Here is a 25,299-nt window from a genome sequence, read left to right on the forward strand (position 1 = left end):
CGCCGCAGGCGCGCTCATACCTCGACCGGCTGACACAGAGCAACGACGCCGCCATCCGGTGGAGGGGTGTCGTCTTCGAGTCGATCGGGGAAGGGACCCCGCTCTCGACCCCATACCCTCAGCGGACCGACAGAGCGCCGCCGTCGCCGGACGGCGCAGGGGCACCGTCTTCGGGTCGATCGGGGTAGGGGCCCCGCTCTCGACCTGCGCGCCGCAGGCGCGCTCATACCTCGACCGGCTGACACAGAGCAACGACGCCGCCATCCGGTGGAGGGGTGTCGTCTTCGAGTCGATCGGGGAAGGGGCCCCGCTCTCGACTCGAAGATGACACCCCGGAACCGGACGACGGCGCCGTTGCGGGGCCGGGGTCAGCCGAAGCTCACTCCCACTCGATCGTCCCCGGCGGCTTCGACGTCACGTCGAGCACAACGCGATTCACGTCGCGCACCTCGTTGGTGATGCGGTTCGAGATCTTCGACAGCACGTCGTAGGGCAGGCGCGTCCAGTCGGCCGTCATGGCGTCCTCCGACGACACCGGCCGCAGCACGATGGGGTGGCCGTAGGTGCGGCCGTCGCCCTGCACGCCCACCGAGCGCACGTCGGCGAGCAGCACGACGGGGCACTGCCAGATCTCGTCGTCGAGGCCCGCCTTGGTCAGCTCGGCGCGCGCGATGGCGTCGGCCTCACGCAAGATCTCGAGACGGTCAGCGGTGACCTCGCCCACGATGCGGATGCCAAGACCGGGCCCCGGAAAGGGCTGGCGGCCGACGATGGCTTCCGGCAGGCCGAGCTCGCGGCCGATCGCGCGCACCTCGTCCTTGAAGAGGGTGCGCAGCGGCTCGACGAGCTCGAACTGCAGGTCTTCGGGCAGGCCGCCGACGTTGTGGTGGCTCTTGATGTTCGCCGTGCCAGCACCTCCGCCGGACTCGACGACGTCGGGGTACAGCGTGCCTTGCACCAGGAATCGCACCTGCTCACCCTCGGCCGCGGCCTCGGCGACGAGGTCGGCCTGCACCTTCTCGAACGCACGGATGAACTCGCGGCCGATGATCTTGCGCTTCTGCTCGGGGTCGCTGACCCCGGCGAGGGCGTTCAAGAACGTCTCGCGCGCGTCGACGGTGATGAGCTTCACGCCCGTGGACGCGACGTAGTCGTTCTCGACCTGCTCGCGCTCGCCCTTCCGGAGGAGTCCGTGGTCGACGAAGACGGCGATCAGCTGGTCGCCGACGGCCTCGTGCACGAGCGCCGTCGACACAGCGGAGTCGACACCACCCGACAGGGCCGAGATCACACGACCGGTGCCGACCTGCTGGCGGATGCGCTCGACCTGCTCGGCGATGACGTTGCCGCTGTTCCAGTCGGCGGGCAGACCCGCAGCCTTGTGGAGGAAGTTCTCGAGCACGTTCTGTCCGTGATCGGAGTGCTTGACCTCGGGATGCCACTGCACGCCGTACATGCGGCGGGTGTCGTTCGCGAAGGCGGCGACGGGCGTGTGCGCGGTGCGGGCGAGGACCTCGAAGCCCTCGGGAGCACGCGAGACCTGGTCGCCGTGGCTCATCCAGACGTTCTGCTCGGCGGGCTGGCCCTGCAGCAGCGTCCCCTCGGTGACCACGGTGGCGTCGGTCGCGCCGTACTCGCGCAGGCCCGTGTTGGCCACCTCGCCGCCGAGCGCCTTCGCCATGACCTGGAAGCCGTAGCAGATGCCGAGCGTGGGCACGTCGAGGTCGAACACGTCGGTGTCGAGGCTCGGGGCCCCGGCTTCGTACACCGACGAAGGACCACCCGACAGGATGATGCCGACCGGGTTCTTGGCCGCGATCTCCTCCGCCGAGGCGGTGTGCGGCACGATCTCGCTGTAGACGCCGGCCTCGCGGACGCGGCGGGCGATGAGCTGCGCGTACTGGGCGCCGAAGTCGACGACGAGGACGGGTCGCTGGGACGTTTCGGTCTGTTCGGTCACCGGGTGCCCTCCGGGGCGGAGACGGGAGCCGAGGCCGGGGCGGCCTCGCGCTCGGCGAGATAGGCGCGCACGCCGCGGGCGGTGCGCACCTCCAGGATGAAGGAGAGGAACGGCACCACGCCACCCAGGGCGAGGAAGACGAACCGACGGAACGGCCACCGCATCAGGCTCCAGACGCGGAAGCACGAGAAGAGGTAGACGACGTAGAACCAGCCGTGGGCGACGAGGATGGCCAGCGAGACGTTGACGCCGTCGCCGGTCGACAGGATCTCGCACCCGCTGCCGCCGGGCACGAAGAGCGAGAACCACTGGCAGTCGGGGCCGGGGACGGCATCCGCGAACCACAGGAAGCCGCCGGATCCGCCCAGGAACAGCTCCACGTGAATGGGCGTGTACTTCAGGATCATCTCGGCGACCAGCAGCAGCAGGCCGACACCGGTGATGATCGAGCAGATCTGGTAGAACTTCAGGGCTCCGCGGATCGCCGGGAACGAGGCGAGCTTGGGGGCGCGGGGCATGGATGCCAGTCTAGTCGCGGGGTTCCGCGGGTTCTGCCGCGAGGGGGTCGGGCTGCTCGCCCTCGAACTGTTCGTCCTCGAGGTCTTCGACCTCCTTCTCCCAGGCGTCGCGCGCCAGGCGGTACCAGAGGTAGAGAGCGAAACCCGCGAAGACCGCCCACTCGGCGGCGTAGAAGATGTTCAGCCAGTTGACGCGCGAGCGCTCGTCGGGCGCCGGCGACGCGATGGCGTCGAGGGGGCCGATGGCCGTCTGCGACGCGATGTACTGCCGGTAGACGTTCAACCCCGCCGTATCGCTCCAGCGCCCGAGCAGCATGGCCGGCGACATCTTCACCAGCGTCTGCGGATCGGCCCCGGCGGGCGGGACCGAAGGGCCCTCGTCGGAGATCAGGCGACCGGTCACCTCGACCTCGGCACCCGGGTCGGCCTGGGCGTCGGCCTGCAACTGCGCGGCGGCGGCGTTCGCCCGGCCGAGGTCGCTCGTCCACCCCGTCGCCACGGCGATCGAGGTCGGCTCGGTCGTCCCCGAGACGCGGAGCTGGCCCGTCACCCAGTAGCCCTCGACGTCGTCGTTGAAGCGCGACGCCACGACGATGAAATCGGATGCCACCCACGTGCCGGTCACCTCGACCCTCTGCCCGACGAGCGGCTCGGGCAGGTAGTCGCCCGGCTGCACGACGTCGTCGAGCGGACGCACGACCTCGGTCTGCCCGGGCTCGGGCGGCGACGTGTCGACGGCTCTCCCGAGCTGCCACTGCCCGAGCCACGCGAGCGCTCCCGCCACCACGAGCGAGAACGCCAGGAGGGCGATCCACCGAGGCCGCAGCATGACCTCCCGCAGCGTGGGCGGGAAGATCTGAGGCGGCGCGGGGGCGGTCGCGGGAGTGGACGTCATGCGGTCTCCGGCGTCAGTGACCGTACGGCGCGACGACGACCTCGACGCGCTGGAACTCCTTGAGGTCGGAGTACCCGGTGGTGGCCATCGACTTCTTGAGCGCGCCGATCAGGTTGGCGGTGCCGTCGGCGACGGGCGCGGGGCCGTAGAGGATCTGCTCGAGCGGACCCACGCGGTCGACCGCGACCCGGCGTCCCCGCGGCAGCTTGGCGTGGTGCGCCTCGGGGCCCCAGTGGAAGCCCCGGCCGGGGGCATCGGTGGCCCGCGCGAGCGCGACGCCGAGCATGACCGCATCCGCGCCCATGGCGAGGGCCTTCACGATGTCGCCCGAGGTTCCCACACCGCCGTCGGCGATCACGTGGACGTAGCGTCCGCCCGACTCGTCGAGGTAGTCGCGGCGGGCGCCGGCGACGTCGGCCACGGCGGTCGCCATCGGCGCGTGCAGGCCGAGGGTGGCACGGGTCGTCGACGCGGCTCCCCCGCCGAAGCCGACGAGCACGCCCGCGGCTCCGGTGCGCATGAGGTGCAGGGCCGCGGTGTACGTGGCAGCCCCGCCGACGATGACGGGCACATCGAGGTCGTAGATGAACTTCTTGAGATTGAGCGGCTCGGCGACGCTCGACACGTGCTCGGCCGACACCGTGGTGCCCCGGATGACGAAGAGGTCGACGCCGGCGGCGACGACGGTCTCGTAGAGGTCGTGCGTGCGCTGCGGGGTGAGGGCACCGGCGACGGTGACACCGGCGGCGCGCACCTCGGCGAGGCGGTCGCGCACGAGCTCGGGCTTGATCGGCTCGGAGTACAGCTGCTGCATGCGCCGCGTGGCGTCGGCCTCGGGGAGGGTCGCGATCTCGGCGAGGAGCGGCTCGGGGTCGTCGTAGCGCGTCCAGAGACCCTCGAGGTCAAGCACGCCCAGGCCGCCGAGGCGCCCCAGCTCGATCGCGGTGCGCGGGCTGACCACAGAGTCCATGGGGGCTCCGAGCACCGGGATCTCGAACGGGAACGCGTCGATGGTCCACGCGGTCGAGACGTCTTCAGGATTGCGCGTGCGCCGCGACGGCACGACGGCGATGTCGTCGAAGGTGTAGGCGCGGCGGGCGCGCTTGGCGCGGCCGAGGTCGATCTCCATGGTCACCCGACCAGCCTACCCGCGCCCCCCGACATCCCCGTCGGATCCTCCACCGTCGCGAGAAGCGACCCACGGCGGCGACGACGGCTCATCGGCGCCGCGCAGGAGCCGCGTGAGGGGTCCGTCGAGGGCGAACAGCACGAAACCGATGGACCCGAGCCAGGGACTGAGCGCCATCGCCAGCCCGCTGATGACCACCGCACTGACGCTCGCCCGCCCCAGACGGCGGGCGTCGACGGCCGACAGGTCGGTGACGGCTCCGGATCGCACCGCCCACATCCACTGCAGCCACCCCAGCACGATCGCCAGGAAGAAGTTCACGGGCAGGAGAACACGTCCCAGGAGGAAGTCGCTGTATGTGGTGTCGAGGGATGACGTGAACGGCACCAGCACGATCAGGAGCAGGCGGACGTTGTTGATCCACATGCCCGCATTGTCGATGCGGACGATCCACTCGAACTGGCGCACATGCGTCATCCACATCACGCACAGGATGAGAAAACTGATGACGAACGAGAAGAGCGGATGGCCCAGGTCGCGCAGGCCCGTGACGAGGTCGTCGTCGGTGCGCACCGTCCCGAGCGACTGATCCGTCAGCCCGAGCACCAGCAGGGTCGCCGCGATCGCGAAGACCCCGTCGGTGAACGCCTCGGTGCGGCGCGTCGACACGGACGCCTCCGGGTGACTCCTGCTCCGGATCATGCGCTCAGCGTATCCGCGTCGCCGAGCACGACGAAGGGCCGGGTGGTCGCCCACCCGGCCCTTCGTGGGAAGCGCGTTACTTCTTGTAGTTCGGCGCCTCGACGACGATCTGCACGTCGTGCGGGTGCGATTCCTTCAGCCCCGCCGACGTGATGCGGACGAACTTGCCCTTGGCCTTGAGCTCCTCCACGGTGCGCGCTCCGACGTAGAACATCGACTGACGCAGTCCGCCGATCAGCTGGTAGGCGACGGCGGAGACCGGTCCGCGGTAGGGCACCTGGCCTTCGATGCCCTCGGGGATCAGCTTGTCGTCGCTGGGCACGTCGGCCTGGAAGTAGCGGTCCTTCGAGTACGACGTCTTCTTGCCCCGGGTCTGCAGCGCGCCGAGCGAACCCATGCCGCGGTACTGCTTGAACTGCTTGCCGCCCTGGAAGACGATCTCGCCCGGCGACTCGTCGGTGCCGGCGAGCAGCGAACCCAGCATGACGGTGTCGGCGCCGGCGACGAGCGCCTTGGCGATGTCGCCCGAGTACTGCAGACCGCCGTCGGCGATGACGGGCACGCCCGCCGGGATCGCGGCTTTCGCGGCCTCGTAGATGGCCGTCACCTGGGGCACGCCGACGCCGGCGACCACGCGCGTGGTGCAGATCGAGCCCGGTCCGACACCCACCTTCACGGCATCCACTCCCGCGTCGATGAGCGCCTGAGCGCCCTCGCGGGTCGCGACGTTGCCGCCGATGACGTCGATGTGGTCGAACGACGCGTCGGCCTTGAGTCGACGGACGATGTCGATGACGCCGGCGGACTGGCCGTTGGCCGTGTCGACGACGAGCACGTCGACGCCCGCGTCGCGCAGGGCCTCGGCGCGCTGCCACGCGTCGCCGAAGAAGCCGATCGCCGCACCCACCCGGAGGCGCCCGTGGTCGTCCTTAGTGGCGAGGGGGTACTTCTCGCTCTTGTCGAAGTCCTTGATCGTGATGAGACCGGCGAGCTTGCCGTTCTCGTCGACCAGGGGGAGCTTCTCGACGCGGTGCTTCGCGAAGGTCGCGATGACGTCGTTCGCGTGGATGCCGACGTGCCCGGTGATCAGGCCGTCCTGGGTCATGACGTCCTTGACCTTCGTGGTCTGACGTTCGAAGCCCGAGACGAAGCGCATGTCGCGGTTGGTGATGATGCCGACGAGCACGCCGTCGGGGTCGACCACGGGCAGACCCGAGATGCGGTACTGCGCGCACATCGCGTCGACCTCGGCCACCGTGGCATCCGGGTTCGTGGTGATCGGGTTGGAGACCATGCCCGACTCGCTGCGCTTGACCTGGTCGACGATGCCGGCCTGGTCCTCGATCGAGAGGTTGCGGTGCACGATGCCGATACCGCCCTGGCGGGCGATCGCGATCGCCATGCGCGCCTCGGTGACGGTGTCCATCGCGCTGGAGAGCAGAGGGGTGGCCACTGTGATCCGGCGCGTGAGCCGCGACGACGTGTCGGCCTCGCTCGGAATGACGTCGGTGTGCCCCGGCAGGAGCAGGACGTCGTCGTAGGTCAGTCCGATGAAACCGAAGGGGTCGTGCTGCTCCATGGATCCTCCTGCGCGCGCGGCGCCTGCTCGATGAAAGGACGTCGTCGGCCGGTGCGCCCGGGAAAGCGCTCCGCCTGGAATTCTAAAGCGTCGGCGGCCCCGGAATTGTTCCCGTGGGCCTGGCCGCTGCACGCACCGCGGATGACACGGTTCGCTAACGACAGTGTCTGCGAAACACCGTCGACACATTACGCTCGTAGCGTCGACCGTCGAAGCTGACGGGACGACTTCGTCAGCGCTGCCGAACTGGAGACTCCGTGGGTCATTCCTCCCCCACCGCGATACGATCGCGCACCCTATCCCGACTGGCCGTGATCGTCGCGCTCTTCGCGAGCACGATCGCCGTCCTGAGCCTGTTCTTCGCGACACCCGCGAACGCCCGGACCACGCCCGCCCCCACCCCCTCCGCCTCGGCGGGAACGGGCGACGTCGCCACCCAGTACTCCATCGGCGGCATCATCCGCGCGGGAGACGAACCGGTCGAAGGCGTCGAGATCAGCGTCGAAGGCTCCGGTTTCTCGGAGATCGGCACCACGGGCGCCGACGGACGCTGGGCGGTCGCGGTCCCCGGACCCGGCGCCTACACCGCGACACTGCAGGTCGACACCCTCCCCGACGGCGTCGCCCCGCGCGACCCCGACAACGTCACGCGCGACGTGACCATCGGGACGACCAACACGGTGAACGTCCTCTTCCCCACCGGTGAGGGCGCGGCTGCGACGGGCTCCATCTGGGACACGCTCTTCTCGCGCTTCTTCTACGGGCTCAACTTCGGCCTGCTGCTCGCCCTCGCCGCGATCGGCATCTCGCTCATCTTCGGCACCACCGGCGTGAACAACTTCGCCCACGGCGAGATGCTGACCTTCGGCGCGATCATCTTCTACGTCTTCACGGCGATGGGGTGGAACATCCTCCTCGCGATCCTTCTCACGGTCGCCCTCTCGGCGGCGTTGGGATGGACGCAGGATGCCGTGCTGTTCAAACCGTTGCGCAAGCGCGGCGTCGGACTCGTACAGGTGCTCATCGTGACGATCGGCCTCTCGATCGTGCTGCGCTACCTGTACCTCTACTTCTTCGACGGCGGCACGCGCAACATCGACACCGGCATCACCGACAACGTCACGATCGGCCCGGTCACGGTCACCCTGACCTCGATCATCAGCATGGGCATCAGCGTCGTCATGCTGGGACTCGTCGCGTACTTCCTGACCCGCACCCGCATCGGCAAGGCGACGCGCGCCGTCAGCGACAACGCATCGCTCGCCGCGGCGTCCGGCATCAACGTCGACCGTGTCATCCGCATCGTCTGGGTGCTCGCGGGCGCTCTCACGGGTCTGTCCGGCGTGCTGTACGGCCTGTACCGCGGAGTCACGTGGGACATGGGCTTCGCGATCCTGCTGCTGCTGTTCGCGGCGGTCACCCTCGGTGGTCTCGGCAGCGCCTTCGGCGCCCTCGTCGGATCGCTCATCATCGGCATCATCACGGAGTTGTCGACCATCGTCATCCCACCCGACCTGCGGTACGCGGTGGCCCTGATCGTGCTCATCGGCGTGCTGCTGTTCCGGCCGCAAGGTGTGCTCGGTCGTAAAGAGCGGATCGGCTGAGGAAGAACGACATGGACTGGCTTTCGATCTTCAACAACGCCGCGGGCGAGCTCATCAGCCCGACCACCGCGGCCTACGCCCTCGCCGCCATCGGCCTGAGCGTCCACTTCGGCTACGCGGGGCTGCTCAACTTCGGTCAGGCGGGCTTCATGGCCGTCGGCGCCTACGCCTTCGCCATCGCGACCCTGTCGTTCGCAGCCCCGGTGTGGCTCGCGATCCTCGTCGCGATCGTCGCCTCGGTGCTGTTCGCTTTCCTCCTCGGCATCCCGACCCTGCGTCTGCGGGCGGACTATCTGGCGATCGTGACGATCGCGGCGGCGGAGATCGTCCGCTACGTCGTCTCGACCGTGGGTCTGACCAGCGTCACCGGCGGGTCCCAGGGCCTGAACGGGTACAACCGCGAGTTCCAGGCGATCAACCCGCTGCCGGCCGGTACGTACGGCATCGGACCGTGGACCTACTCCGCGAACGACTGGTGGGTGCGCCTGTTCGGCTGGGGCCTCGTCATCATCGCGACGATCCTCGTGTTCCTGCTCATGCGCAGCCCGTGGGGTCGCGTGGTCAAGGGCATCCGGGAAGACGAGGACGCCGTGCGCAGCCTCGGCAAGAACGTGTACTCCTACAAGATGCAGGCGCTGGTGCTCGGCGGCGTCATGGGCGGACTCGCGGGCGTGGTGTTCATCCTCCCCCGCGCCGTGCAGCCCGGTAACTACGGAACGGCCCTGACGTTCTTCATCTGGACCGCGCTCCTGCTCGGTGGAGCCGCCACGCTCCTCGGCCCGATCGTGGGCTCGATGCTCTTCTGGGTGCTGCTCTCGCTGTCGAACGGCATCATCGTGGGACTGCGCGACGTCGGCATCCTGGGCTTCATGTCCAGCACGCAGACGGGCCAGGTGCGCTTCATCCTCGTCGGCATCGGACTGATGCTCCTCGTGATCTTCCGACCACAGGGCATCTTCGGCAACAAGAAGGAGCTGTCGTTCAATGTCTGACACGACCGTCACCCATCCTCTCGTCAAGGGAGAGGTCCGACCCGGCTGCGAGAAGGTCGATCCGATCGTCGTCGCCGACGGCGTCACCCGCCAGTTCGGCGGTCTGAAAGCCGTCGACGTCGAGCACCTCGAGATCCCCCGCGGGCAGATCACGGCCCTCATCGGCCCGAACGGCGCCGGCAAGACCACGCTGTTCAACCTGCTGACCGGCTTCGACAAGCCGAACACGGGTCGCTGGAGCTTCGAGGGCTCGAACCTCGCCAGCGTCCCCGCGTTCAAGGTGTCGCGCCGGGGAATGGTGCGCACCTTCCAGCTGACGAAGTCGCTCGGTCGGCTCACCGTGCTGCAGAACATGCTGCTCGGCGCCCGCGGGCAGAAGGGCGAGAACCTGTTCCGCGCCCTCATCCCGGGCACCTGGCGCTCGCAGGAGGCCGCCAACACCGAGCGTGCCGACGACCTGCTGCGCCGCTTCAAGCTGGATGCCAAGCGCGAGGACTTCGCCGCGTCGCTCTCGGGCGGCCAGCGCAAGCTCCTCGAGATGGCGCGCGCTCTGATGAGCGACCCGAAGCTCGTCATGCTCGACGAGCCGATGGCCGGTGTCAACCCTGCGCTCACGCAGAGCCTGCTGGGCCACATCCTCGACCTGAAGAAGGAGGGGATGAGCGTGCTGTTCGTCGAGCACGACATGCACATGGTCCGTCACATCTCCGACTGGGTCGTCGTCATGGCCGAGGGCCGCGTGGTGGCCGAGGGACCGCCCGAGACGGTCATGAGCGACCAGGCCGTCATCGACGCCTACCTCGGCGCCCACCACGACACCGACCTGGGCGACATGACCACGTCGCAGCTCGAGACCATCCAGGCCGAGGCCGCCGCGGAAGCGGAGGCGGAGCTCACCGCCGACGAGAAGGACGGAAAGCTCTGATGACCGACACCACCGCTACCCGCACCCCGGTCCTGCGCACCGACGATCTCGTCGCCGGCTACCTCCCGGGCGTCAACATCCTCAACGGGTGCACCGTCGACGCCTACCAGGGCGACCTCATCGGCATCATCGGCCCCAACGGCGCCGGCAAGTCGACCCTGCTGAAGGCCATCTTCGGCCAGGTGAAGATCCGCGGCGGCGCCGTCCTGCTCAACGGCGAGGACATCACCTCGTTGAAGGCCGACAAGCTCGTCGGCAAGGGCGTCGGCATGGTTCCGCAGAACAACAACGTGTTCCCGAGCCTGTCGATCGAGGAGAACCTGCAGATGGGGCTCTTCCAGCGCCCCAAGGTGTTCACCGAGCGCTTCGAGTTCGTCACGGGCCTGTTCCCCGAGCTCGGCAAGCGGCGTCGCCAGCGCGCGGGCTCGTTGTCGGGCGGTGAGCGTCAGATGGTGGCCATGGGACGCGCCCTGATGATGGATCCCTCCGTCCTCCTGCTCGACGAGCCCTCCGCGGGTCTCTCGCCCGTGCGACAGGACGAGACCTTCCTTCGCGTGGCGGAGATCAACCGCGCCGGCGTGACGATCATCATGGTCGAGCAGAACGCCCGCCGCTGCCTGCAGATCTGCCACCGCGCCTACGTGCTCGACCAGGGCAAGGACGCGTACACGGGCACGGGTCGCGAGCTGCTCACCGACCCCCGCGTCATCGAGCTGTACCTGGGCACCCTCGCCGCCGACGAGGACGCCAAGCGCGACGGGAAGGGCCCCGAGGCCTGATCCGCCGCCGATACGCCGCGAGTGCGGCGCTCACCCTGGTGGGCGCCGCACTCGCGGCGTGTTCGGCGCCTTCCCCGCCGCCCGCGCCATCGCTCGAGGTCGCCCTCGTACAGCAGCGCGGCGACATCGCCGTCGACCGCGTGCAGCTGCGCGTGACGAACACCTCCCCCGTGGCCACCACGCTCACAGCGGCATCTTTCTCCTCCCCCGTCCTGGACGGGCCCGCGGAATGGGATGCCACACGGCCGACCACCCTCGCGGCGGGGCGGACGGTCGACCTCCCCGTCTTCCTCCCCGCCATCCGCTGCACCGACGCCTCGGGTGTTCCCGAGGCCACGGTCACGGCCGACGGCGCGACGACGACCGTGACCCTGTCCGACGACCTGGACTTCCTGCACCGGGCGAGCGCCACCGCGTGCGATCGTGCGGAGCTGGCATCCGTGGTGCGGGTGACGGCCACCGGAGCCGCCGTGGGCCCTGACGGCTCGATCACCCTGCGTCTGGCGGTGGAGCCGTCGCAGAGCGGCGAGGGGACGGCCGAGCTCGTCGCTCTGCGCGGAACGGTGCTGCTGCGCTTCGCCGCGGGCGCTGCGGCACCGCTCGGGGTGAGCGTGTCCGCGCGTGACGCGCCGTCGGTCGTCGAGGTCGCCGTGGTGCCGCAGCGCTGCGACGCGCACGCCATCGCCGAGGACAAGGTGGGCACCCTCTTCGACCTCGTCGCCCGCGTCGACGGGCGGGAGATCGTGGTGCCCCTGGAGCGCTCGAAGGACGTCGCCGACGCGTTGCTCGTGCTCACCGCCCAGGTGTGCGGCCTGACCCCCGCGCCGTGAGCCGGGTTCCTCTGCCCCGAGAGCAGGGGTGCGAACGAGGTCCGGAGCACGCGAAAGGGGCCCGGATCCGCAGATCCGAGCCCCTCGCGTGGAGTCAGGTCACTCGTTGAGCGAGCCGAACTCCGTGTTCAGCAGGGTGTACTTGTTGTCGGCACCGTACTGGTAGATGCCGATGTACGCCTCGGTCGGGTCACCGTTCTCGTCGAACGTGATCGGACCGGAGACACCGTCGTAGTCGATGTCCTTGCCGTCGTTGATCAGCGCGAGGCAGTCGGCGAACGTCGTGCACTTCTCGCCGCCCTCGGAGACCGACTGCATGTTGTCGCGGATGGCCGTGCCCGAGTCGTCCTTGGCCTGCGCCGCGGCGAGAGCCGCGACGATGACCGCGTCGTACGACTCCGGCGCGTAGCTGTAGTCGGTGAGCGCGGGGTCGATCTCCTTCAGACGCGACTGGAAGTCGGTGTCGGCGGGGTTGCCGGGCAGCGTGCCCTTCGCGCCCTGGAGCGTGCCGGCCGGGAACTCGTACGAGTTCGACAGGTTGCCGTCGACGAAGTACACCTTCGACGCCGCGTAGCCCTGCGTGCTGACCAGCTGCGGGATGATCGAGGAGGTCTCCTCGAACGCGATGACCGCGATCGCGTCGGGCTGGGAGGCGAGCAGCTGGTCGACCTGCGAGGTGAAGACCGTGTCACCCGGGTTGTAGGGGACCGCGACCGAGACCTCGCCACCGGCGGCCTCGATGGCCGTGGTCGCGTTGTCCTTCAGGCCGGTGCCGTAGGGGTCGTTGATGTAGATGATGCCCACGTTGGCGGCACCGTCGCCGACCATCAGGTTGCCGAGCACGCGGCCCTGCAGCACGTCGGAGGGCGCGGTACGCCAGTAGTACCCGTCGTCGGCGTAGGTGGTGAAGTCGGGCGAGGTGTTGGCCGGCGAGATCTGGACGATGCCCGCGTTGACCAGCTGGTCGATGAAGGTGAACGAGACACCCGACGACGCGGCACCGATGACGACGTCGGCTCCGGCGCTGACGAGCTCGGACGCCGACTGGGTCGCGATGTCGGTCGTGGTGTCGCCCGAGTCGCGCTCGGTCAGCGTGGTCGTGAACGGGAATGCGTCTCCCGTGGCCTCGATGTCTTTGATGGCCAGCTTCACACCGGCGACCTCGGGCGGGCCGAGGAAGGCGAGGTTACCCGTGGCGGGCAGGATCGTGCCGACGCTGAACGTGCCGTCGGCCTCGGACACGGCGCCGCCGCCGCCCGACGATGCACTCGGTGCAGCGGCATCGTTGCCGCCACCGGAGCATCCGGCGAGGACGAGCGCGCTGGCGCCGACCAGGGCGATGCCGCCGAGGATTTTGGCGCCGCGCGTGCGCGAAATGACGTTCATAGTGCTCCTTGCTGTGAATGAACGTTGGGCGACCCTATGGGCCACCTGGTGTCCTAAACCTAATCGGCAGCGCATTTTCCGCGTGTTGCCGTTCGTTAACGATGTGCGTCGAAGCGGTCACGGCCGCATAACGGTTCAGCCCGCGTCTTGACGGCGACCCCGAAGGAGCACGGGTCGCCGGACCCGGAACGAAGAAACGGCCGGATCGGGCAGGACGAACGCGGAACGACATCTTCCGCGCCCTCATCGTCCCACCCGCCGCCGACATTGTCTGTCGACCGAACGGAGGACGCGACGGCGGGTCGGACGAGGGGATCAGACGGGTTCGGCGACGTCGTCCACCACGCGCCGGCGGCGCCGCGCGGCCACGATCGAGTCGACGCTCAACATGACCAGCGCGACCCACACGAGCGCGAACCCCACCCACCGTTCGAGCGTCATGGGCTCGTGGAGCACCCATACGCCGATGATGAACTGGATGATCGGCGCGACGAACTGCAGCAGGCCGATCACCGTGAGGGGGACGCGCCGGGCACCCGATGCGAACAGCAGCAGCGGTACGGCCGTGACCGCGCCGGCGAGCAAAAGGAGAACGGTGTGCAGCACCCCGGCCGTGCCCAGCGTGATCCCCGTCAGGTTCGCCACGAAGATCAGCTGGATGACGGCGACCGGCAGCAACCACATCGATTCGAGGGTCAGCCCGCTCACGGCATCCACCGCGGGACCGATCTGCTTCTTCACCAGTCCGTAGAAGCCGAACGAGAAGGCGAGGGTCAGCGCGATCCACGGGAAGGCGCCGTATCCCACGACGATCACCAGGACCGCGGCCACGGCGATGCCCACCGCGATCCACGGCAGGAGCCGCAAACGCTCGCGCAGCACGACGACACCCAGCAGCACGGTCACGATGGGGTTGATGAAGTAGCCGAGACTCGTCTCGATGACGTGCCCCGTGAGGGCACCGAAGAGGTAGGTCTGCCAGTTGACGTAGATGAGCACACCGGCGACCGCGGTCAACAGCATCAGCCGCGGTTGCCGCACGATCGCGAGGAACGGGCGCCACGCGCGCAGCACGGTGAGAAGCAGCAGGCAGAAGACGAACGCGAGGAGGATGCGCCAGGCCACCACCTCGAACGGGCCGGTCGGCTTCAGCTGCAGGAAGTAGATGGGCAGCACGCCCCACAGCAGGTAGGCGCCCAGTGCGTACAGGGCGCCGCGGGTGCTCCCGCCGGTCGGAGCGGAGGGAGCGGGGGTCACCGATACAGCCTACGCGCGCCCCCGAGGCGGCGACGGTCGCGCACCCGCGCATTCCTGCCATCGCGTGGCGAGCGCTCCGCATCGTCCATCGACCCCCGGGGACGACGCGCGCCCCCGCCCTCCCCCGGGAACGACGAAGGCCCCGGATGCCGAGCACCCGGGGCCTTCGATCGAGTCACGCGATCAGCGGACGACGACCGCCAGGACGTCGCGAGCCGAGAGCACGAGGTACTCCTCGGCGCCGAACTTGACCTCGGTGCCGCCGTACTTGCTGTAGAGCACGCGGTCGCCGACGGCGACGTCGAGGGGGACACGGTTGCCGTTGTCGTCGATACGGCCGGGGCCGACGGCGACGACTTCGCCCTCCTGCGGCTTCTCCTTGGCGGTGTCGGGGATGACGAGACCACTCGCGGTGGTCTGCTCAGCCTCGACCTGCTTGATGACGATGCGGTCCTCGAGCGGCTTGATGGAAACCGACACGGTCTACCTCTTCTTTCTCGTTACAGAAGACTTGTCAGCACTCACGCGGGGAGAGTGCTAATCCGAGTGTAGAGAAGCGCTGGCACTCACGCAACGCGAGTGCCAGCACACTCCCCCGCCTAGGCTGAATCGGTGGATACCAGCGAGCTGACCGCCCTGCTCACGCCCGACGGCCTGCGCCTGCTCGACGAGCTCGGTCCCATCGGCTCGACCGACGAGGCCGCCCGCGCGGTGTCGCGGCTGCGGGCGGCCGGGCACTCCCCCGACCTCGTGTCGGCGGTCGTCGGCCAGGCCCGGCTCCGCGTCCGCGCGACCGCGAAGTTCGGCGCGTTCGCCGACCGCATGCTCTTCACCCGCGCGGGGCTCGAACAGGCCACGCGCCTTCCGATCGCCGCTCGTCACGCGGGCCGCTTCCGCGCCGCGGGCGTGTCGAGCGTCGCCGACCTCGGCTGCGGTATCGGCGGTGACGCGCTCGGGCTGGCGGGACTCGGCATCCGGGTGCACGCGGTCGACGCCGACGAGGTGACCGCCGCCATCGCGGCGTACAACCTCGCCCCGTTCGGCGATGCCGCGACGGTGGCGCACGCGCGCGCCGAAGAGGTCGACCTGACGGGGACGGATGCCGTGTGGCTCGACCCTGCACGCCGCACGTCGGGCCACTCCGAGACGCGGCAGGTCGCCTCCGGCGAATGGTCGCCGTCGCTGGACTGGGTGTTCGAGCTGCTGCGGAGCACCCCGGGCGGGGTCAAGCTCGGCCCCGGCTTCGATCGCGCGCGGATCCCCGACGACGTCGAGGCCCAATGGATCAGCGCCGAAGGCTCGACCATCGAGCTCGTCCTCTGGGCGGGGGCGCTCGCGCGCGAGAACGTGCGACGGGCCGCGCTCGTGGTGCGCGGCACCGACGCGTGGGAGCTCACGGCTCCGGCGGACAGCCCCGACGCCGAGCCGCGGGACCTGGGCGCCTTCGTGCACGAGCCCGACGGCGCGGTCATCCGCGCCCGGCTCATCGGCGAGGTCGCGCGAGCACTCGAGGCGGGGATGCTCTCGCCGCAGATCGCCTACCTCACCTCCGACGCACCGCTGACGAGTCCGTTCGTGCAGTCGTTCCGGGTGCGCGAGCACCTGCCCGCCGACCCGAAGAAGCTCGGACAGGCGTTGCGGGCGCGCCGGATCGGCACGCTCGAAATCAAGAAGCGCGGCGTCGACGTCGACCCGGCGGCGCTCCGCCGGAAGCTCTCGCTCCGCGGAGACGAAGCGGCGACCCTGCTGCTCACCCGCGTGGGGTCGACGCGCCTGGCTCTGCTGGCCGACCGCGTCTGACGCCCGCCGGGCTCCCGCGCCTCAGCGCACGGCGAGCTGCGAGAAACCCCAGATCAACCACCCTGCGCTGAACACGACGGCCAGCAACGACAGGGACAACGCCCACACGGCCACGCGCCGGCTGTCGTGCGCGCGTCTTAGCGACAGGATGGCGAGGATCGCCCCGATCACGCCCAGGGGAAGCAGCCACCCGGTGATGAGGGCGGCGACCAGCGCGAGGATCGCCACGGCGAGCGCCCACGGCGCCAGCGAGGGCGGGGGTTTCGGCGCGGGCGAGACGTACGGGATCAGGTGGTCGCCGAAGGCCGCCATCTCCAGCTGCGCGGTGGGGAGGCGTTCGGGGTCGTCATCCGCGATCTCCGGGCGCTCGCCCGCGGGCACCATCCACGGCCGACGCGGGTCGATGGGCGCCGCGGCCGACTCGGGGGTCTCCTTGCGCGCACGGCGCGTGGGCGGGGTCTGATCCGTCACGGCGACCGGGTCTCGGCATCCGGAGCGGGGGCATCCGGGTCTTCGGCGACCTGGATCTCGGTGACGGGAAGGGTGGAGTCGGCTCCGAAGGCGAGGGTCGACGGGCGCCGACCCGAGGCGATGAGCTCCGCGGCGAGGGCGGCGATCATCGCGCCGTTGTCGGTGCACAACCGCAGCGGCGGAATGCGCACAGCGACCCCCGCCGCCGCCGCGCGCTCGAGGGCGACGTCGCGCAGGCGCTTGTTCGCGATCACGCCTCCGCCCAGCAGCAGTCGGGGCACGCCGTACCGCGCGCACGCGTCGAGGGCCTTGGTGACGAGAACGTCGACGACGGCCTCGCGGAAGGATGCCGCGACATCGGCGACCGGCACCGGTTCACCGGTCGCCTCGTGCTGCTCGACCCAGCGGGCGACTGCGGTCTTGAGCCCCGAGAACGAGAAGTCGTAGCGGTGGGATGCCATGTCGGAAGCGCGTGAGAGCCCTCGCGGGAAGCGGATCGCCGTGGGGTCGCCGCTCGCCGCCGCGCGGTCGATCTCGGGCCCCCCGGGGTAGGGCAGCTTCAGCAGCCGCGCGACCTTGTCGAATGCCTCGCCCGCAGCGTCGTCCATGGTCTCGCCGAGCAGCTCGACGTCGCTCGTGAGGTCGCGGACCAGCAGGAGCGAGGTGTGCCCTCCGCTGACGAGCAGGGCGACCGTGGGGTACTCGAGCTCCCCCGCCTCGGCATCCAGGATGTCGGCGGCGATGTGGCCCACGAGGTGGTTGACCGCGTAGAGGGGCTTGTCGAGCGCGACGGCGAGGCCCTTGGCCGCCCCCACCCCGACCATGAGCGCTCCGGCGAGCCCCGGGCCGCTCGTCACCGCGACGGCGTCGAGGTCGGCGAGCGTCACGCCGGCCTCGGCGAGCGCGGCGTCGATCGAGGGCTGCAGCGCTTCGAGGTGGGCGCGCGCCGCGACCTCCGGGACCACGCCACCGTAGCGGGCGTGCTCGTCCATGCTCGAGGCGATCGTGTTGCTCAGCAGCGTCCGGCCGCGCACGATGCCGATGCCGGTCTCGTCGCAGCTGGTCTCGATGCCGAGCACGAGGGGCGCGTCCATCAGCACCATCCCTTTCCGGTGGGCGACGGTGTCGCGGAGGCCGACGGCGCGTCGGACGCCGCGACACCGGGCGTCGCGCCGCCCGAGACCTCGGCGCGCCGGGCGGCCCACCCCCGCAGGTCGAGCTGCATCACGATCGCGTCCACGTCGTCGGGCTGGTAGTAGCGGGGGCGTCGCCCGACCTCGGCGAACCCCTCCGACGCGTAAAGCGCCTGCGCCACCGGATTGTCGGCGCGCACCTCGAGGAACACGTCGTGCACACCGCGTGCGACGGCCTCATCGAGCAGCGTGGTCAGCAGGGCCCGCCCGCGCCCGCGTCCGCGGGCGGCCGCCGAGATCGTGATGGTCTGGACGTCGGCATCCCGAGCCCCCCGCACCGCGCGCAGGCCCGCGTACCCGACGAGACGCCCGGCTTCTTCGACGACGACGTAGAAGCCGTGCGGGGAGGCGAGCTCCTCGCGCATCATGGCCGCGCTCCAGGCGTCGGTGGGGAACGACGTGCGCTCCAGGTCCATGATCGCGTCGAGATCGGCGGCGGTGGCCGCGCGGGTCGACATCAGCTGACCCTTTTCGGCGCGTGGGCGGCGACGACATCGGGGCTGCGCAGGTAGAGCGGCTCCGCGCCGGTGAGGGTGCGGTCGGCGTCGAGCGCCCGCGCCGCGACGAGGGCGATCATCGCCGCCGACACGCTCGTGGCGTCGTATCGCCGGGCACCGATCTCGTCGAGGCGCGCGTCGAGGTCGTCACGCGGGCTGAGGGCGGCGTCGGAGAGGCGCACCGGTAGACCGTCGTCGTCGAGGCCGTCGTAGACGCTGAAGGCGAATTCGCGTCGCCGCGCATCGGTCACCACGGCGAAGCGCCCGGTCTCGGTGCCGGTCAGGGCGTCCGCGAGCAGGACGCCGAGGGCGACACCGTCGTGGCTGGGCACCGGCACCACCGGGACGCCGCGACCCAGCGCGTAGACGCGCGCCGTGGCGATACCGACCCGCAGACCGGTGAACGGACCCGGGCCCATGCCGACCGCCACGTGGGTGGGGGCGACGGCGGACGATGCGCGGCGCAACAGGTCGCCGATGACCTCGGCGTGCCCGAGGGGATTGGCGCTCTGTTCGTCGGCGAGCACCTCCCCGTCGCGCGCGATCGCCGCGACGGCGGTGCCGAGCGAGGTGTCGATGCCCAAGATCACCGTTCCAGGGTATCCGCCGCCCTCCTCCCCCGAGCGTCACGGCATCCGCCGGCCCCTCCGCTCCGAAGAAAGGGCATGGATGCCACGGCACTCGGGCTGCGCCGCATGGTCGTCCCCACGGGGGTCGGCCCCGTCGTCGTGCGCGCGGGGAGGGCGTCGGGCAGTCCGGTCGCGACCGTGCTGCTGCACGGCGCGGCGGGGTCGTGGGCCACCTGGGCGCCGATGATCGCGGCGTCCGACGATCTCGGGCTCCCGCTCTCGGACATCGTCGCGATCGACCTGCCCGGTTGGGGCGAGTCCCCCGGCCCGGTTCCCGCGCCCGCCGACCTCGCCGTCGCCGTCGCGGCGGTGGCGCGCGCGCTCGGCTATCCCCGCTGGCGCATCGTGGGCCACTCGCTGGGCGGAGTGATCGCCCTCGACGTCGCCGCGCGCTTCCCCGCCGAGACAGTCGCCGTGGGCGTCGTCTCCCCGAGCGGCGCGGGCGCCCGCGCGGTGATGCAGCGCCCGCTGATCGGCGGGGTCCGCCTGCCCTGGCTCGCGGGCATGGTGCTGGCCATGCGCATCCTGCGCGCACTCGGTCGTCTCGCCCGCCCCCTGCTACGCGTCCTGCGTCGAACGGGGGCGCTGCGCACGCTCGCGCGGCCGCTTTTCCGGCATCCGGAGCGCGTCGACCCGGCCGTGAGCGCGGCACTGGCCGACGAGATCCGCCCGTCGGCCTTCCTCACCGCCGCGCGCATGTCGCGCACGCACGATGACGGCGTCTGGCGCCGCATCGCCTGCCCGGTGCGCTCGGTGCGCGGCGCGCACGACGTCTTCGTCGCTGCGGAGGACTCCCGGGCCTGGGCTCGCCTGATGCGCGACGTCGACGACCGCGTCCTCGCCGACAGCGGGCATTTCGCCCACGTCGAGCAACCCGCCGAGACGCTGCGCGCCCTGCGCGAGGTCTGGGCGGCCGCACGGACGCCGCAGTCTCCGCGACCGCGCCGCCGTGGCGCCGAGCCCCGACGCGGGCGCGCGACGCCGGCGACCTGACGAGAGCGGCCGTGCCGTCAGGGACGACGCGAGATCGTCACGGTGCGCGGGGCGTCGGCGTCGAGTTCGACGGTGTGCACGGCGATCTCGCCGCACGCGTTGTCGACGCCGCGACCGCCGGTCTGCCGCGAGATCTCGATCTCCCACCACGCGTCGGCCAGGTATTCGGCGACGCCACGGCCCCACTCCACGATCACCGCGCTGTGGGCGACGTCGATGTCGAGGTCGTCGAGCTCCACGGCGGCGCCGAGACGATAGGCGTCCACGTGTACCAACGGCGTCCCGCCGACCAGCGAGGGGTGCGTGCGCGCGATCACGAACGTGGGGCTCTGCACCGGCCCTCGGATGCCGAGTCCCTCGCCGATGCCGCGGGTCAGCGTCGTCTTGCCGGCGCCGAGGGGACCCGTGAGCACCACGACGTCCCCGGGCTCGAGCGCTCGCCCGATCCGTCGTCCGAGCTCCTCCATGTCGGCGGGGGCCTCGACCACCCGCTCACCCAGCAGCGCCTCCGGAACGCTCACGCGTGCACCTCCCGTCGGGGGACGCGCGCACCCACGCGCGTGACGATCTCGTAGTCGATCGTGTCGGCGGCATCCGCCCAGTCCCGCGCCGAGGGCGCTCCGAGCGTCGGATCACCGAAGAGCACGACCTCGTCGCCGACGGCCACGGGGTGCTCGCCGACGTCGACGACGAACTGGTCCATCGCGATGCGACCGGCGACGGTGAAGCGGCGGCCACCGATCGACACCGGCCCGCGGCCCGACGCCTGACGCGGAACGCCATCGGCATAGCCGAGCGGCACCAGGGCCAGCGTCGTGTCGGCCGACGTGCGGTAGTCGTAGCCGTACGAGACGCCGGTCCCCGCGGGAACGCGACGCACGGCCGCGACCGCGCCCCGCAGGGTCATCGCGGGCCGCAGACCCAGGTCGGCCGGGGTGCGGTCGGCGAAGGGCGAGACGCCGTAGAGCCCGATGCCGATGCGCACGCAGCCCAGACGGGCCTCGGGGAGCGCGATCGCGGCGTTCGTCGCGGCGATGTGCCGCAACGACGGCTGCAGGCCCGTCGACGCCGCCAGCACCACGCCCTCCTCGAATCGGGCCAGTGCCGCGCGGTCGTCGTCGAGGCTGGTGTTCGACAGGTGCGAGAAGAGCCCGACGACACGCAGACGGCCGATGCGCTCGAGACGGGCCGCCTCGGAGAACACCACCCGCCAGTCCGCCGGGGCGATGCCGTTGCGCGAGAGCCCCGTCTCGATCTTGAGGTGGACGGCCGCGGGGCGGTCCTCCGTCGCCGCCTGAGCCGCCCGCAGCAGTTGATCGAGGTCGGAGATCCCCAGCTCGATCCCCTCACGGACGGCCTCGTCGAACGACGCCCCGGGGGCGTGCAGCCAGGCGAAGAGCGGAGCGCGGATGCCGGCCCGGCGAAGCGCCAGGGCCTCGGAGATGTCGGAGACGCCGATCCGCGCGGCCCCGCCGCGCAACGCGGCCACCGCCGACCGGTGCGCCCCGTGCCCGTAGCCCTCGGCCTTGACCACCGCGATCACCTCGGCGTCGGTGAGCGCTCGCAGGTGCCGCACGTTCTCGGTGATCGCGTCGACGTCGACCAACGCTTCGCGCAGCACGCCCGGTGCCATCTTCATGCGGTGTCCTCTCGGGCCGGAACGGGAATGGATGCCGGATGCGAGGGCTCTCCGTCCGCGTGGGGAGTCGTGGCCGGAACCGCCTCGGCGATCACGTACGCCGTCGCCAGCCCCGCGTCGTGCGACATCGAGAGGTGCAGCGCCGTGATGCCGCGCGCGGCGACGGTGGACGCCGTCTCGCCCCGCAGGGCGAAGACGGGGCGCCCCGAGGGCTCGGAGGCGATCTCGATATCGGTCCAGTGCACGCCGTCCGACCCGCCCAGCGCCTTGATGAGCGCCTCCTTCGCCGCATACCGCGCGGCGAGCGACCGTGGCTTGAGAACCCGCTCCGCGGGCGCGAACAGGCGCGCGAGAAGCCGCGGCGTCCGCGCGAGGTGCTCCTCGAACCGCGGTACGTCGACGAGGTCGACGCCGATTCCGACGATCATGCGGCCTCCTCCCGGCATCCTGTCCATTCTGCCGGTGTCCGCCGACGTCGGTCGCCCTTGTCGGCGCCGGACGCAGGGGGATCAGCGTCCGATGCGGCCCGCGGCGGGGGCGGACGCCTCGGACCCCGTCGACGGAGACGACGAGGGGGCCGGATGCCACGGCATCAGGCCCCCTTCCATCGGCGGTCCTACTCGACCGTCACCGACTTCGCCAGGTTGCGCGGCTGGTCGACGTCGAGGCCCTTCGCCTCGGCCAGTCCCATCGCGAAGATGTGCAGCGGCACGACGGCGAGCAGCGGCTCGAAGAGGGGAGCCGCGAGAGGGATGCGCAGCACCTCGTCGGCGGCGGGGAGCACCGCGACGTCTCCCTCTTCGGCGATCGCGATGACGCGGGCGCCGCGCGCGCGGATCTCCTCGATGTTCGAGACGACCTTCTTGTGCATCTCGCCCGAGCCGCGGGGGCTCGGCACGACTACGAAGACCGGCTGCCCGGGCTCGATCAGGGCGATCGGCCCGTGCTTCAGCTCGCCCGCGGCGAAGCCCTCGGCGTGGATGTACGCGAGCTCCTTGAGCTTCAGCGCTCCCTCGAGAGCGATGGGGTAGCCGACGTTGCGGCCGAGGAACAGCACCGAGCGGGTGTCGGCCATCCAGTGCGCGAGCTGCTCGATGCGGGGCTGCTCGGACTCGAGGACGCGCGCGATCTTGCCGGGCACCGCCTCGAGTTCGGTGACGGCCTCGACGGCGACGACGGGGTCGATGGCTCCGCGCACCCGCCCGACGTGCAGGGCGAGCAGGTAGAGCGCGGTGATCTGCGCGACGAACGCCTTCGTCGAGGCCACGGCGACCTCGGGGCCTGCGTGCGTGTAGACGATGGCATCCGACTCGCGCGGGATCGTGGCGCCCTGGGTGTTGCAGATCGACAGCGTCTTCGCGCCGCGCGAGCGGGCGTACTTGACGGCCATCAGGGTGTCCATTGTCTCGCCCGACTGGCTGATCGACACCACCAGCGTCCGGGACGAGAGCACCGGGTCACGGTAGCGGAACTCGTGCGCGAGCTCGACGTCGACGGGAACGCGGGTCCAGGTCTCGAGGGCGTACTTGCCGACCATTCCGGCGTAGGCGGCGGTGCCGCACGCGATGACGAGGATGCGGTCGATGTCGGCGAGGAAGTCGTCCATCCCCTCCAACTCGGGGATCTCGACCCGACCCTCGTGGATGCGGCCGCGGATGGTGTTCGCGACGGCCTCGGGCTCCTCGGAGACCTCCTTGGCCATGAACGACGACCAGCCGCCCTTCTCGGCCGCCGACGCGTCCCACGTGACCTCGAAGGCCTCGACCTCGACCGGGGCGCCGGAGAAGTCGGTGACCTCGACGCCGTCGGGGGTGATCGCCACGATCTCGTCCTGCCCGATCGCGAGCGCGTTGCGGGTGTGCTCGACGAAGGCGGCGACGTCGGATCCGAGGAAGTTCTCGCCCTCGCCGAGGCCGATCACCAGCGGGGAGTTGCGGCGCGCGCCGACGACGAGGCCGGGGTGGTCCTCGTGCATCGCGAGGAGCGTGTAGGCGCCCTCCAGGCGCGACACGACGGCGCGGAAGGCGGCGACGAGGTCTTTGGACCGCGCGTACTCGCGGCCGATCATGACGGCTGCGACCTCGGTGTCGGTCTCGCTGCGGAAGCTGAAGCCCTCGCCCACGAGCTCGCTCTTGAGCTCGGCGAAGTTCTCGATGATGCCGTTGTGGATGACGGCGAGCTTGTCGTCATCGGCGAGGTGGGGGTGCGCGTTCGCGTCGGTGGGTCCGCCGTGCGTGGCCCAGCGGGTGTGCCCGATGCCCGTCGTGCCGTTCGGCATCGGCGAGGACTCGAGATCGTCGCGCAGCACCGCGAGCTTGCCGGCGCGCTTGCGCATGCCGAGAGCGCCGTCACCGTCGATCACGGCGATGCCCGCGGAGTCGTACCCCCGGTACTCCAGACGCGACAGGCCCGCCAGAAGGATGTCCTGGCTCTGCCGAGGACCCACGTAACCGATGATTCCGCACATGGTCACCGAGTCTACGCGGCGGGGCTGAGGGAACCCCTCCGCGGCGTGCCCCGAGCGGCGACCGGGCGCGGCGCCACCCGTCGGACCGCGGGGAGGCGGTCAGAGCTTGCGCAGCAGCACCGACTCCACGGTGTGGTCGGCGCCCTTCTGCAGCACGAGCTTGGCGCGATGCCGGGTGGGCAGCACGTTCTCCTCGAGGTTGGGCAGGTTGATCTCGCGCCAGTACCCGAGGGCTCGCTCCACCGCCTCCTCGTCGCTGATGTCGGCGAAGACGCGGAAGAACGAGGTCGGGTTCGTGAAGGCGTTGTCGCGCAGGGCGAGGAACCGGTCCACGTACCAGCGCTCGATGTGGGCGGCGTCGGCATCGACGTAGATCGAGAAGTCGAACAGATCGCTCACCGCGACCTCGTTCGGAGACGGCGGCGGCTGCAGCACGTTCAGACCCTCCACGATCACCACGTCGGGCCGATGCACGCTCACGTGCGCATCGGGCATGATGTCGTACCGCACGTGGGAGTAGAACGGCGCCCGCGCCTCCTCCGCCCCCGACTTGACCTCGCTCAGGAACTCCACGAGCGCCCGACGGTCGTACGACTCGGGGAATCCCTTTCGGTCCATGAGCCCTCTGCGCTCGAGCTCCGCGTTGGGGTAGAGGAACCCGTCGGTGGTGACCAGCTCGACCCGCGGGGTGTCGGGCCACCGGCTCATGAGCTCGCGCAGCAGGCGGGCGATGGTCGACTTCCCCACCGCCACCGATCCGGCGACGCCGATGACGAAGGGGGTCGTGGCATCCGGTTCGCCCAGGAACTCGCTCGTGTCGGCTCCCAGTCGCCGCGTGGCCCGGGCGTACAGGCTGAGCAGACGACTGAGCGGCAGATACACCTCGGCGACCTCGCGCGGATCGAGGCGGTCGCCGATGCCCCGCAGCTGCACGATCTCGTTCTCGGTCAACGGCTGCTGGAGACCCCCGGCCATGCGGGCCCAGTCGTCGCGGTCGATCTGACGGTAGGGGCTCAGCGACGGTGCGGGAGCGGTCGTCTCGGCGGCGGACACC

The 25,299-nt window shown here is 70.6% G+C and carries 25 protein-coding genes; 7 read left to right on the plus strand and 18 right to left on the minus strand.

Going from position 1 to position 25,299, the window contains the following annotated elements:
* Positions 1 to 379: 379 nt before the first annotated feature.
* The 6 genes from guaA to guaB all read right to left on the minus strand — a co-directional run bounded on the left by guaA (position 380) and on the right by guaB (position 6,783).
* On the minus strand, positions 380 to 1,960 hold the full coding sequence (gene guaA / locus AB0N82_RS00420; protein ID WP_315993519.1) for a glutamine-hydrolyzing GMP synthase: 1,581 nt from the start codon (positions 1,958 to 1,960) through the stop codon (positions 380 to 382).
* On the minus strand, positions 1,957 to 2,478 hold the full coding sequence (locus AB0N82_RS00425; protein WP_363386845.1) for a DUF3817 domain-containing protein: 522 nt from the start codon (positions 2,476 to 2,478) through the stop codon (positions 1,957 to 1,959). Before AB0N82_RS00425 ends, guaA begins: the two co-directional genes overlap by 4 nt.
* Positions 2,479 to 2,488: 10 nt before the next feature.
* Complete coding sequence (locus tag AB0N82_RS00430; RefSeq protein ID WP_363386848.1) at positions 2,489 to 3,373, minus strand: SURF1 family cytochrome oxidase biogenesis protein; 885 nt, start codon at positions 3,371 to 3,373, stop codon at positions 2,489 to 2,491.
* 13 nt (positions 3,374 to 3,386) lie between these two features.
* Complete coding sequence (locus AB0N82_RS00435) at positions 3,387 to 4,502, minus strand: GuaB3 family IMP dehydrogenase-related protein (protein WP_076673877.1); 1,116 nt, start codon at positions 4,500 to 4,502, stop codon at positions 3,387 to 3,389.
* 15 nt (positions 4,503 to 4,517) lie between these two features.
* The gene (locus tag AB0N82_RS00440) at positions 4,518 to 5,204 is read right to left on the minus strand and encodes a TMEM175 family protein (RefSeq protein ID WP_363386851.1); all 687 of its coding nucleotides are present in this window, start codon (positions 5,202 to 5,204) and stop codon (positions 4,518 to 4,520) included.
* Between the two features lie 76 nt (positions 5,205 to 5,280).
* Complete coding sequence (gene guaB, locus AB0N82_RS00445) at positions 5,281 to 6,783, minus strand: IMP dehydrogenase (protein ID WP_363386854.1); 1,503 nt, start codon at positions 6,781 to 6,783, stop codon at positions 5,281 to 5,283.
* A 311-nt stretch (positions 6,784 to 7,094) separates the two neighbouring features.
* Between guaB and AB0N82_RS00450 the strand changes: the two genes are divergently transcribed.
* From AB0N82_RS00450 to AB0N82_RS00470, 5 genes are read left to right on the plus strand one after another with little or no spacing between them, the layout of a single operon-like run.
* A complete protein-coding gene (locus tag AB0N82_RS00450; RefSeq protein ID WP_363386857.1) occupies positions 7,095 to 8,387 on the plus strand; it encodes a branched-chain amino acid ABC transporter permease in 1,293 nt (430 codons plus the stop codon).
* Positions 8,388 to 8,398: 11 nt separating this feature from the next.
* Positions 8,399 to 9,379, plus strand: a complete 981-nt coding sequence (locus tag AB0N82_RS00455; protein ID WP_315993525.1) for a branched-chain amino acid ABC transporter permease — start codon at positions 8,399 to 8,401, stop codon at positions 9,377 to 9,379.
* Positions 9,372 to 10,304, plus strand: a complete 933-nt coding sequence (locus AB0N82_RS00460; RefSeq protein ID WP_315993526.1) for an ABC transporter ATP-binding protein — start codon at positions 9,372 to 9,374, stop codon at positions 10,302 to 10,304. Before AB0N82_RS00455 ends, AB0N82_RS00460 begins: the two co-directional genes overlap by 8 nt.
* Positions 10,304 to 11,083, plus strand: a complete 780-nt coding sequence (locus AB0N82_RS00465; RefSeq protein WP_315993527.1) for an ABC transporter ATP-binding protein — start codon at positions 10,304 to 10,306, stop codon at positions 11,081 to 11,083. Before AB0N82_RS00460 ends, AB0N82_RS00465 begins: the two co-directional genes overlap by 1 nt.
* A gap of 38 nt (positions 11,084 to 11,121) precedes the next feature.
* Complete coding sequence (locus AB0N82_RS00470; protein ID WP_363386862.1) at positions 11,122 to 11,913, plus strand: hypothetical protein; 792 nt, start codon at positions 11,122 to 11,124, stop codon at positions 11,911 to 11,913.
* Positions 11,914 to 12,012: 99 nt separating this feature from the next.
* Here AB0N82_RS00470 and AB0N82_RS00475 read toward each other — a convergent pair whose 3' ends face one another.
* The 3 genes from AB0N82_RS00475 to groES form a co-directional block, all read right to left on the minus strand.
* Entirely contained in the window at positions 12,013 to 13,299 is a 1,287-nt protein-coding gene (locus AB0N82_RS00475; RefSeq protein WP_363386865.1) for an ABC transporter substrate-binding protein, read from the minus strand.
* A gap of 315 nt (positions 13,300 to 13,614) precedes the next feature.
* Positions 13,615 to 14,556, minus strand: coding sequence for an EamA family transporter RarD (gene rarD, locus AB0N82_RS00480; RefSeq protein WP_363386868.1), 942 nt, complete (start codon positions 14,554 to 14,556; stop codon positions 13,615 to 13,617).
* 183 nt (positions 14,557 to 14,739) lie between these two features.
* Positions 14,740 to 15,036: a co-chaperone GroES gene (gene groES / locus AB0N82_RS00485; protein ID WP_013583903.1), complete on the minus strand. Its 297-nt coding sequence runs from the start codon at positions 15,034 to 15,036 to the stop codon at positions 14,740 to 14,742.
* A gap of 132 nt (positions 15,037 to 15,168) precedes the next feature.
* Between groES and AB0N82_RS00490 the strand changes: the two genes are divergently transcribed.
* Positions 15,169 to 16,356, plus strand: coding sequence for a class I SAM-dependent methyltransferase (locus AB0N82_RS00490; protein ID WP_363386871.1), 1,188 nt, complete (start codon positions 15,169 to 15,171; stop codon positions 16,354 to 16,356).
* A 21-nt stretch (positions 16,357 to 16,377) separates the two neighbouring features.
* On the opposite strand, the gene AB0N82_RS00495 is transcribed toward AB0N82_RS00490, so the two are convergent.
* From AB0N82_RS00495 to tsaB, 4 genes are read right to left on the minus strand one after another with little or no spacing between them, the layout of a single operon-like run.
* Positions 16,378 to 16,827 (minus strand): hypothetical protein, encoded by a 450-nt coding sequence (locus AB0N82_RS00495; RefSeq protein ID WP_363386874.1) that lies wholly within the window; start codon positions 16,825 to 16,827, stop codon positions 16,378 to 16,380.
* Positions 16,824 to 17,921, minus strand: coding sequence for a tRNA (adenosine(37)-N6)-threonylcarbamoyltransferase complex transferase subunit TsaD (gene tsaD / locus AB0N82_RS00500; protein WP_315993533.1), 1,098 nt, complete (start codon positions 17,919 to 17,921; stop codon positions 16,824 to 16,826). Before tsaD ends, AB0N82_RS00495 begins: the two co-directional genes overlap by 4 nt.
* A complete protein-coding gene (rimI, locus tag AB0N82_RS00505) occupies positions 17,921 to 18,478 on the minus strand; it encodes a ribosomal protein S18-alanine N-acetyltransferase (protein WP_363386877.1) in 558 nt (185 codons plus the stop codon). The genes tsaD and rimI overlap by 1 nt, the downstream gene beginning before the upstream one ends.
* Positions 18,478 to 19,107 (minus strand): tRNA (adenosine(37)-N6)-threonylcarbamoyltransferase complex dimerization subunit type 1 TsaB, encoded by a 630-nt coding sequence (gene tsaB / locus AB0N82_RS00510; RefSeq protein ID WP_315993535.1) that lies wholly within the window; start codon positions 19,105 to 19,107, stop codon positions 18,478 to 18,480. The genes rimI and tsaB overlap by 1 nt, the downstream gene beginning before the upstream one ends.
* A 75-nt stretch (positions 19,108 to 19,182) precedes the next feature.
* Here tsaB and AB0N82_RS00515 point away from each other — a divergent pair, with 75 nt between their 5' ends.
* Positions 19,183 to 20,139 (plus strand): alpha/beta hydrolase, encoded by a 957-nt coding sequence (locus AB0N82_RS00515; protein WP_363386881.1) that lies wholly within the window; start codon positions 19,183 to 19,185, stop codon positions 20,137 to 20,139.
* A gap of 17 nt (positions 20,140 to 20,156) precedes the next feature.
* Here AB0N82_RS00515 and tsaE read toward each other — a convergent pair whose 3' ends face one another.
* The 5 genes from tsaE to coaA all read right to left on the minus strand — a co-directional run bounded on the left by tsaE (position 20,157) and on the right by coaA (position 25,298).
* A complete protein-coding gene (gene tsaE / locus AB0N82_RS00520; RefSeq protein WP_315994587.1) occupies positions 20,157 to 20,606 on the minus strand; it encodes a tRNA (adenosine(37)-N6)-threonylcarbamoyltransferase complex ATPase subunit type 1 TsaE in 450 nt (149 codons plus the stop codon).
* 50 nt (positions 20,607 to 20,656) lie between these two features.
* On the minus strand, positions 20,657 to 21,778 hold the full coding sequence (alr, locus tag AB0N82_RS00525) for an alanine racemase (protein ID WP_363386884.1): 1,122 nt from the start codon (positions 21,776 to 21,778) through the stop codon (positions 20,657 to 20,659).
* A complete protein-coding gene (locus tag AB0N82_RS00530) occupies positions 21,775 to 22,206 on the minus strand; it encodes a holo-ACP synthase (RefSeq protein WP_363386887.1) in 432 nt (143 codons plus the stop codon). The genes alr and AB0N82_RS00530 overlap by 4 nt, the downstream gene beginning before the upstream one ends.
* A 188-nt stretch (positions 22,207 to 22,394) precedes the next feature.
* Entirely contained in the window at positions 22,395 to 24,245 is a 1,851-nt protein-coding gene (glmS, locus tag AB0N82_RS00535) for a glutamine--fructose-6-phosphate transaminase (isomerizing) (RefSeq protein ID WP_363386890.1), read from the minus strand.
* Between the two features lie 99 nt (positions 24,246 to 24,344).
* Positions 24,345 to 25,298, minus strand: a complete 954-nt coding sequence (coaA, locus tag AB0N82_RS00540) for a type I pantothenate kinase (protein ID WP_363386893.1) — start codon at positions 25,296 to 25,298, stop codon at positions 24,345 to 24,347.
* Position 25,299 lies beyond the last annotated feature (1 nt).

This window comes from Microbacterium sp. NPDC089186 (assembly GCF_040685115.1).
GTDB lineage: Bacteria > Actinomycetota > Actinomycetes > Actinomycetales > Microbacteriaceae > Microbacterium > Microbacterium galbum.